The organism is Streptomyces colwelliae, assembly GCF_048158785.1.
In the GTDB taxonomy this organism is placed as follows: domain Bacteria; phylum Actinomycetota; class Actinomycetes; order Streptomycetales; family Streptomycetaceae; genus Streptomyces.
In genome coordinates this window covers 1-7,567 of record NZ_JBLTJC010000452.1, presented here as the reverse complement: position 1 = coordinate 7,567, position 7,567 = coordinate 1, and the positions used below count along the sequence as shown (strand labels likewise).

The following is a 7,567-nucleotide window of genomic DNA, read 5'->3' as shown; positions in this document are numbered from 1 at the left end:
AAGAACGTCCATCCCGAAATCGCCGCCATGCTGCGCGCGGTCCTCGATGAGTGGGACGACGCGCAGTGCGGCAGCACCGCCGTCTCTCAGGCGACGGCCGGCTGAGCGGGGCGCCACTCGCCGCCCGCGGCCGTCTCGCGGTTCGTCGTGGACGCTCTCGTACGGGAGCACGGGCGGGCCGCGCTGATGGTGGACGCGGACAACACGCCTGCCGTCGCCGCGTACCGGCGGGCCGGGATGAGCGGGCGGACGTTCGGGGCGGCGGTGGCCCGCGCCTGGGGGAGCGCGGGGCCGTCGTAACGCCGGTGTCGGTGGCGGGAGTTGATCAGCCGCTGGGTCAGCCGTTCGAGGTTGTCGTACGCCCGAAGCAGCGCTGCAGCTCGTTCAGGTCGTAGAACTTGCTGCCCTTCGAGACGGGACGGCAGCTCGCCTTGAAGGCGGTCTCCTTCTCGTTGTAGAGCATGCGGACGAGGTAGGTGTCGCCCTTGCGGAACACGTCCCACTGGATGTTCGAGCCGAGCGGGGCGACGGAGGCGCCGCGCCACGGGTTGCTCGCGTAGGTGTACGGCTGGTCGGCCGTGACGCCCTTCGTGCTGCCGGGCAGGCCCATCAGCGCGGCCAGCGGGATGATCTCCTCGGCGTGGGTGAAGCGGAGTTCGGCGCCCAGGTCGCTCGTGCCGTCGCGCTTGGCCTCGGCCTTCTTGAAGAAGTCGTCGAGCAGGACGTCCGCCATCTTGTACGTGATGTCGCTGTCGGCGAAGCCCGGCCCCTTCTCGTAGAAGTCCTCGGCGTCGGAGATGTACCCGAACCAGTCGGCGTCGCGCGCCGAGATGTACCGGTCCATGCCCCAGCCCTTGCCGCCCGGGCTCTCCTCGCTCATCGCGGGGGCGATGGCGTACAGGTTGTAGACGGCGGTGGCGGCCTCGACGTCCGTGCCGATCGAGGCGAACTCGCCCGCCGTGATCCGGTCCACGAACGCCGGCTTGAAGAGCTTCTTCAGTACGTCGCGGGCGGCGCTGTGGGTCTTCGGCTGATCGGTGACGGACGTGAGGGTGGCCGCGAGGCGCTTGTCGTTCGCGATGTAGTCGCGGTAGGCGGCACCGCCGTCGGCCTTGTGGAAGTAGAGGAGGTCCTTGTCGGTGCGGGTCGCGCCGATGAGGGAGGTCAGGTCGGGGTCGGTCCGGGCGAGCGCGGCGCCGTAGAGGTTCGCGCTGTCGACGGCACGCCCCTGCCCCGAACTGACGACGTCGATGGGCTCCTTGTTCTTCGCGATCGACGCGAAGAGGGTCGGCAGCCGCTTCTCCATCCGTACGGCGGTGGCCTGGATCTCCTTCTTGCCGCGCGCGCTGAGGTCGCCGTACCCGACGGTGCTCATGGCGGCTTCGAGGGCCTGCGCCTTCGGCCCGAACTCCCGGCCCTTCGCGGTGAGTTGGCCTTCCGCCTGCGCCTTGCTCCACAGCGCGAGGATCAGGTCGCCGTCCGAACTGTCGGTCGCGGACCGGGATCCGTGCCGGGACACGTTCTCGGTGAAGACGGGGGTGAAGCCGGCCGGGGCCTTCTGGTACGAGCGGGAGTTCTGCTCCGGCGTGTACACGGCCTTCGTGCCGAAGCTGTCGGTGTGGGCGTTGCCGCCGGCGTTGCCGGGGGAGGCCTGGGCGGCGAACGGGGTGGCCAGGAGCGCGGCCGTGCCGAGGGCCAGGGCGGGGGTGAAACGTCTCATGTGGCGCATGTTTCGCGGGAGACGTGAACGGGGGGTGGCCATGGGATAGCCGCAGGGGCGAGATTCGGCCATCCCGGATCACGGCCCGCCCGTCACTCGGGCTCCTCTCGCCTCGGTGCTGTCCCGGGGAGTCGTGCGTCGACCGCCTGATTCGGCTCGCACAACGCCCACCAGCTCGGTATCGCCCGCCCGTCGCTCACCACCGGCCAGGCCGACACGATCGTGAAGAATGAGCGTATGCGGAAGCTGAGCGTCCCCGTGGCCGTGAACCTGCTCCTCGGGATTCCGGCCGTCGTTCCGCTGTTCCTGGCGTGGTACATCCTGGCCAACGGGCCGCTCGCGGCCATCGGCTGGACCTCGCAGGACCCGAACGAGAACGACGGGATGCTGCTCTGGCTGGTCATCGCCGCGCCGGTGTTCTGCCTGTTCGGCCTGGTCTGGGGGCTGGCCAACAGCTGGCTGCGGCGCCGGACGCCGGTCCGGGCCTCCCGCTACTGGCCGGTGTGCGCCACCGCTTCCCTCGTGCCGTTCTTCGTGATCTTCGGCCTGTTCTGACCACTCCGGAAAGGGAGACAGAGAACGTGGATCACGACATGACACGGCGGACGGTCGTCAGGGCGTCCGCCGTCATCGGGGCGGCCGTGGCCGTCGGTTCGATGGCGCCCACCGCCTCCGCGGCGGACGCCGGGACCGCCCGGGCGCGCGGGCCGAAACGCCCGGCGACCTCGGCGAACGGCTGGACCGTCGAGGCCAACGCGGACCGCGACTCTCAGGTGTGGACCAGCGCGGTGGCCGGTACGGGACTGAGCGTGCCGCTGTGGATCGGCGACGTGGGGGCGGTGCTCGTGCACGTCGTGCGCCGCTTCCACTACGAGGTGCAGGAGCTCGCCGCGGTGGGCCTGGCTTGCGGCCGGGCTCCGCGAGACGACGTTCCGCTAGAGCCGTACCGCTAGAGCCGTTCCGTGGCTGGGCTTGCGCGCCCTTCCGCACCCCTTGAATCGAACATCAGTTCTCAACGAGAAGGGGCCGACCATGAAGCGAATACAGCGAACACTGGGCCTGCCGGTCGCCGCCCTGGCCGCCGTGGGCGCACTGCTCACCTCCGCGTCCGCCGCCGAGCAGCCGACCGCCGGCAACTACAACACGTTGGTGTACGTCGACGGCAACCTGCCCGGTGACGTCAACGGCGACGACGGCAGCATGGCCGCCTACGCCGGCGGAGGCCTGCTCTGCGTGATCTTCCGAAATGAGACACCGGGCAACGCCAACTACATGTTCCTGCAAGCCTGTCCGGGCACCAGCGCCAGCAGCGCCTGCGGCACGGACGACGGCTACTACGGGCAAGTACGCCGGCCCGCTCTACATCAGCACCGGCTCGGGCGGCTGCTGGACCGCCTCGTACAAGATGCTGACGGAGGCGGAGGACCGGTACCTCATCAACGGCAAGCGCAGCTACAGCTGTTGATGAGGTTCTGGGGGTCGCCGCCCGCTCAGGCGTCCTTGCGGGCCACCCCGCCGTAGATGCCGATCGGCGCGGCGCCCGGGGCGGGAGTCTCCTCGGGCCGCCAGTGGGTGACGCGGACCAGGCCCGGGTCCACGAGCGTGAAGTCGCCGAAGAAGTCCAGGACTTGGGCGTGCGTGCGGAGGTTGAGGGTGGCGGTGGCCCGGTTGTAGACGGACGCGGCGTCGTGCCGGCCGTCCTCGTGGATGTCGCCCGTGGCGTGCGACAGGACGAGGTACGAGCCGGCCGGCAGCGCGTCGCGCAGGGTCGCGACGATGCCGTACGGATCCCCGTCGTCGGGCAGGAAGTGCACGACGGCGACCAGCAGTACGGCCACCGGCTCGTCGAAGTCGATGGCCTTGCGCACCTCGGGGTGGTCGAGGACGGCGCGGGGATCGCGCAGGTCGGCCAGGATGACGGAGGTGTCGGTGTCCTCCATGAGAGCCATCGAGTGGGTGCTGACGATCGGGTCGTTGTCGACGTAGACGATCCGGGTGTCCGGGGCGATGGCGTGCGCGATCTGGTGCACGTTCGGCTCGGTGGGGAGCCCGGTGCCGATGTCGAGGATCTGCCGTACCCCGCCCTCCTCCACGACGTGCCGGACGGCCCGGTGCATGAAGCGCCGGTTGGCCCGGACGCCCTCCCGCACCTCCGGCGCCGCCTTGATGAACTGCTCGGCGGCCTCCCGGTCGACCTCGTAGTTGTCCTTGCCGCCGAGGAAGTAGTCGTACATCCGGGCCGGGTGGGGCTTGCTGGTGTCGATGATCAGTGGCTGCGCGCCACTGCCGTCCCCGCTGGGAGAGGTCATGGGGCCAGGCTCCGTCTTGGTGAGTGGCTGTCAGATCATCATCCTGACATGTCTGCTCTCGAACACAGGGCCGCACTGGGCAATACGGTTTCCCGAAGTGCTCCTGCCGACGGCCGGGGAGCGATGGCCGGGGGTCGAGGGCGGGGGACTCACCTCCCCGTGGCCAGACCGTGGGCGAGGAGGCTCTCCGCGGTGTCGGCGATGGTGTCGGCGACGGGGCGGGGCGTCCAGCCGAGGAGCCGCTCCGCCTTCGCACCGGTGGCGTCGAAGTCCTGGCCGAGTTGCGGACGCAGCGCGCGCAGCCGCGGGTTGAACCGGCTGAGGAAGCGGGCGAGGGCCAGGGGGAGTTCGCGTGTGGGTGCCTTCGCGGCACGGTCGCCGAGCCGGCCGCGCAGAACGCGGGCGACCTCGACGGTGCGCAGGCTGCGACCGGCGGAAGCGAGCCAGCGCTCACCGGCCGCCGCGGGGTCGGTCATGGCGCGCAGATGAAGGTCCGCGACGTCACGGACGTCGACCCAGCTCGATCCGAACGGCGGGCAGACCGCCACCTCGCCGTCGAGCATGCCCCGGATGATCCGCAGCGACGGCGGATCGTCGGGCCCGAGGACGGGTCCGAGCACGCCGACCGGATGCACGGCGGCGAGCTCGAGTCCGTCCCCCTCCTCCCGCACGAACCGCCAGGCCGCCCGCTCGGCGAGCGTCTTCGACCTCTGGTACGGCGGGATGTCGGCGTCGACGTCCGTCCAGTCCTCCTCCGTGAACGGCGTCGAGCGCGGCGGGTGCCCATACCCGACGGCACCGAACGCGCTGGTCAGCACGACTCTGCGGACGCGGGCGTCGCGGGCCGCCCGCAACACCCGCAGCACGCCCTCTCCGGCGGCGCCGACCATCGCCTCCTCGCTCTCCGGCGCGTTCCGCAGTGTCGGCGAGGCGACGTCCAGCACGTACGCGCACCCACGGACCGCGTCCGCCCACCCGTCGTCACCGCGCAGATCGGCCCGTACGACGGTCAGCCTCGCGTCGTCGAACTCGGCCGCGGCGTGCAGGTGTGCGCGGAGCGCGGGCTCCCGTCCCAGGTCGCGCACGGTGGTGCGGACCTCGTGCCCGGCGCGCAGCAGCGCGAGCACGCACCAGCTCCCGATGAACCCGGATCCGCCGGTCACCAATACCAGTACCGGTACCTGTACCTGTGTCATCGGTGTCTCCTTGGGGCTTGATTCGTAAGGGAGTTGGGGGTGAGCGGGGAGTCGTCCATCGAGTTGCCCCTCGGCGTCACGACAGCGCCATACCGGGGATGCGGGCCCGGATCGCGTCGAGTTCGGCCTCGTCGGACACGCCCTGCCAGTCGTACCGAGGCGTGTACGGGCCCTCCAGCTCGCGCACCTCGTTGTCGGTCAGCTCGACGTCCAGCGAGGCCACGGCTTCGTCGATCTGCCGGATCGAACCGGCCGCGACCAGGGGCGCGGTGACGACGGGCTGGTGGCGCAGCCAGGCCAGGGCGATCTGCGCGCGGCTCACGCCGTGTGCGGCGGCGACCTTCCCGACGGCGTCGACGATCGCGTGGTTGGACGCGTCCTCGGCCGGCGAGTAGAGCAGGTCGGCGTAGTCGCCGTCGGCGGCGGAACGGTCCGTGGACCTCGCGTCGTCCCAGGCGCGGGCCAGTCGGCCACGGGCCAGCGGGCTCCAGATGATCGCCCCGACGCCCTCGTCCAGGCACAGCGGGATCATCTCCCGCTCCTCCTCACGGGCGAGCAGGTTGTAGTGGTCCTGCATCGACACGAACCGCGCCCAGCCGTGCCGCTCCTGGAGGTGCAGCGCCTTCGCGAACTCCCAGGCGTGCATGGACGAGGCCCCGAGGTAGCGCACCTTGCCCGCCCTGACGAGGTCGCTGAGGGCTTCGAGGGTCTCCTCCAGCGGTGTCGCGTGGTCGTTGCGGTGCACCTGGTACAGGTCGATGTGGTCGGTGCCGAGGCGGCGCAGCGAGTGGTCGACCTCGGCCATGACCGCCTTGCGCGACAGGCCGCGGCCGTTGGGACCCGGGCGCATCGGGTGCCGGAGCTTGGTCGCGATCACCACGTCGTCGCGGTCGGCGAAGTCCTTGAGGGCGCGGCCGAGGATCTCCTCGCTGGAGCCGTTCGAGTACAGGTTGGCGGTGTCGAAGAAGTTGATGCCGGCTTCGAGGGCGTGCTTGATCAGGGGACGGCTGGTCTCCTCGTCGAGGGACCAGACGGGGTGGCCGCGGTCGGGTGCGCCGTAGGTCATGGCGCCGATGGCGACCGCGCGGGTGCCGGTCGACGTATGAGCACTGACACCACTGCGGAACCCATCCGCTTCGACACCAAGATCGCCGTCCTGCTGCGGGACGACCTTGAGCCCTGGCAGCGGCTGAACGTCACGTCCTTCCTGGTCAGCGGCCTGGGCGCGCAGGTTCCCGAGGTGATCGGGGAGCCGTACGAGGACGCGGACGGGGTGCGGTATCTGCCGATGTTCCGGCAGCCGGTGATGGTCTTCGAGGCCACGAAGGAGATCCTCGTGGCGGCCCACGGACGGGCCCTGTCCCGCGCCCTGCCGCGCGCGGTCTTCACGTCCGACCTCTTCACCACCGGCAACGACCGCGACAACCGGGCGGCGGTCCGGGCCGTCGCCACGGCCGAGCTGGATGTGGTGGGGCTGGCGGTGTACGGGCCGCGGAACGGGGTGGACAAGGTGGTGAAGGGGGCGCGGATGCATCCGTGACGCCGTCCGTGACGCCGTCCGTGACGTCATTCATGACCGAATCTGCACAGGGCGTGCGCAACCGCGGGACGGGCGGGGCCCGTTGGGGCAGAGTTGTCCGGTTCGAACCGGCCGCCGCACTGTCTGTAAGCCCGCTGTGCGCCGCCCCATGTAGAGAACCCGGACCCAACTCGTGTGCACACTCACACGGTTCGGTCGCCGTCGCGTTCAACTGCCGTGCCGGGAGCGGGCTCGGACTGGATGCCCCGCACATCGCGTGGTTTGATCCTGCGCATCGCGGCCCGCAGCCTGTCCCCCAGCGGGACCGCATCCCCATGTGGACCACCACGCGAAGGGCAGTTTCCCCATGAACTCCGCTCCCCAGGTTCAGACCCTCGAGATCTCCGACGCCGAGCTCGACACCGTCTCCGGCGGTGTGAGTCCGCAGGTCAGCGTCAGCGTCGGTTCGACGACCCTCAGCAGTGCGGACCTCCTCGCCGAGGTCGACTCGGTCAAGGCGACTGTCCTGGGCACCGTCGGCGGCACCCTCGGCGCGCTCCCCCACAACGTCGGCGTGAACGTCGGCTACTGACCGACGCCCGTCGGCGGTCATCGCCGGTCACGACGACGAGCCCCCTACCCGCAGAAGACGTGCGGGTAGGGGGCTCGTCGTCGGAAATGGCATCGTCGGGAAGGTGGTGGCGTGGCCGTGCCATCGCAGGGTCGTCAGGCCGCGCTGACCTCCGGTGCCGCCACGGCGGCAGAGGGCTCGGTGGCTGCCGGCCCGCTCGCCGGAAGCCCCCGCATCAGCGCCCCGTACCCC

General features: G+C 70.6%; 10 protein-coding genes. 6 read left to right on the top strand and 4 right to left on the bottom strand.

The window, feature by feature from the left end; genetic code table 11:
• Window positions 1-147 precede the first annotated feature (147 nt).
• On the top strand, window positions 148-300 hold the full coding sequence (locus ACNFOC_RS47380) for a hypothetical protein (RefSeq protein ID WP_416965196.1): 153 nt from the start codon (window positions 148-150) through the stop codon (window positions 298-300).
• A 37-nt stretch (window positions 301-337) separates the two neighbouring features.
• On the opposite strand, the gene ACNFOC_RS47375 is transcribed toward ACNFOC_RS47380, so the two are convergent.
• Window positions 338-1,720 (bottom strand): histidine-type phosphatase, encoded by a 1,383-nt coding sequence (locus ACNFOC_RS47375; protein ID WP_416965195.1) that lies wholly within the window; start codon window positions 1,718-1,720, stop codon window positions 338-340.
• Window positions 1,721-1,957: 237 nt separating this feature from the next.
• On the opposite strand from ACNFOC_RS47375, the gene ACNFOC_RS47370 reads away from it, so the two are divergent.
• From ACNFOC_RS47370 to ACNFOC_RS47360, 3 genes are all read left to right on the top strand, one after another.
• Window positions 1,958-2,275 carry a hypothetical protein gene (locus ACNFOC_RS47370; protein WP_416965194.1) on the top strand — a complete coding sequence of 106 codons (318 nt, stop codon included), beginning with the start codon at window positions 1,958-1,960 and terminating at the stop codon, window positions 2,273-2,275.
• A gap of 38 nt (window positions 2,276-2,313) precedes the next feature.
• Window positions 2,314-2,673: a hypothetical protein gene (locus ACNFOC_RS47365; RefSeq protein WP_416965193.1), complete on the top strand. Its 360-nt coding sequence runs from the start codon at window positions 2,314-2,316 to the stop codon at window positions 2,671-2,673.
• Window positions 2,674-2,752: 79 nt separating this feature from the next.
• On the top strand, window positions 2,753-3,241 hold the full coding sequence (locus tag ACNFOC_RS47360; protein ID WP_416965192.1) for a hypothetical protein: 489 nt from the start codon (window positions 2,753-2,755) through the stop codon (window positions 3,239-3,241).
• On the opposite strand, the gene ACNFOC_RS47355 is transcribed toward ACNFOC_RS47360, so the two are convergent.
• From ACNFOC_RS47355 to ACNFOC_RS47345, 3 genes are all read right to left on the bottom strand, one after another.
• On the bottom strand, window positions 3,211-4,029 hold the full coding sequence (locus tag ACNFOC_RS47355) for an SAM-dependent methyltransferase (RefSeq protein ID WP_416965191.1): 819 nt from the start codon (window positions 4,027-4,029) through the stop codon (window positions 3,211-3,213). The two genes, ACNFOC_RS47360 and ACNFOC_RS47355, sit on opposite strands and share 31 nt — an antisense overlap.
• A gap of 149 nt (window positions 4,030-4,178) precedes the next feature.
• A complete protein-coding gene (locus ACNFOC_RS47350) occupies window positions 4,179-5,225 on the bottom strand; it encodes an NAD-dependent epimerase/dehydratase family protein (RefSeq protein ID WP_416965190.1) in 1,047 nt (348 codons plus the stop codon).
• 76 nt (window positions 5,226-5,301) lie between these two features.
• Complete coding sequence (locus ACNFOC_RS47345) at window positions 5,302-6,300, bottom strand: aldo/keto reductase (RefSeq protein WP_416965197.1); 999 nt, start codon at window positions 6,298-6,300, stop codon at window positions 5,302-5,304.
• Between the two features lie 27 nt (window positions 6,301-6,327).
• On the opposite strand from ACNFOC_RS47345, the gene ACNFOC_RS47340 reads away from it, so the two are divergent.
• Both ACNFOC_RS47340 and ACNFOC_RS47335 read left to right on the top strand, forming a co-directional pair.
• Window positions 6,328-6,765 (top strand): PTH2-like family protein, encoded by a 438-nt coding sequence (locus ACNFOC_RS47340; protein ID WP_416965189.1) that lies wholly within the window; start codon window positions 6,328-6,330, stop codon window positions 6,763-6,765.
• A gap of 346 nt (window positions 6,766-7,111) precedes the next feature.
• A complete protein-coding gene (locus tag ACNFOC_RS47335) occupies window positions 7,112-7,336 on the top strand; it encodes a hypothetical protein (RefSeq protein WP_416965188.1) in 225 nt (74 codons plus the stop codon).
• Window positions 7,337-7,567: the final 231 nt, after the last annotated feature.

Excerpts from the sequence above, each read along its gene's own strand:
- ACNFOC_RS47375 (WP_416965195.1), bottom strand. The coding sequence starts at position 1,720 with ATGAGACGTTTCACCCCCGCCCTGGCCCTCGGCACGGCCGCGCTCCTG.
- ACNFOC_RS47370 (WP_416965194.1), top strand. The coding sequence starts at position 1,958 with ATGCGGAAGCTGAGCGTCCCCGTGGCCGTGAACCTGCTCCTCGGGATT.
- ACNFOC_RS47365 (WP_416965193.1), top strand. The coding sequence starts at position 2,314 with ATGACACGGCGGACGGTCGTCAGGGCGTCCGCCGTCATCGGGGCGGCC.
- ACNFOC_RS47360 (WP_416965192.1), top strand. The coding sequence starts at position 2,753 with ATGAAGCGAATACAGCGAACACTGGGCCTGCCGGTCGCCGCCCTGGCC.
- ACNFOC_RS47355 (WP_416965191.1), bottom strand. The coding sequence starts at position 4,029 with ATGACCTCTCCCAGCGGGGACGGCAGTGGCGCGCAGCCACTGATCATC.
- ACNFOC_RS47350 (WP_416965190.1), bottom strand. The coding sequence starts at position 5,225 with ATGACACAGGTACAGGTACCGGTACTGGTATTGGTGACCGGCGGATCC.
- ACNFOC_RS47340 (WP_416965189.1), top strand. The coding sequence starts at position 6,328 with ATGAGCACTGACACCACTGCGGAACCCATCCGCTTCGACACCAAGATC.
- ACNFOC_RS47335 (WP_416965188.1), top strand. The coding sequence starts at position 7,112 with ATGAACTCCGCTCCCCAGGTTCAGACCCTCGAGATCTCCGACGCCGAG.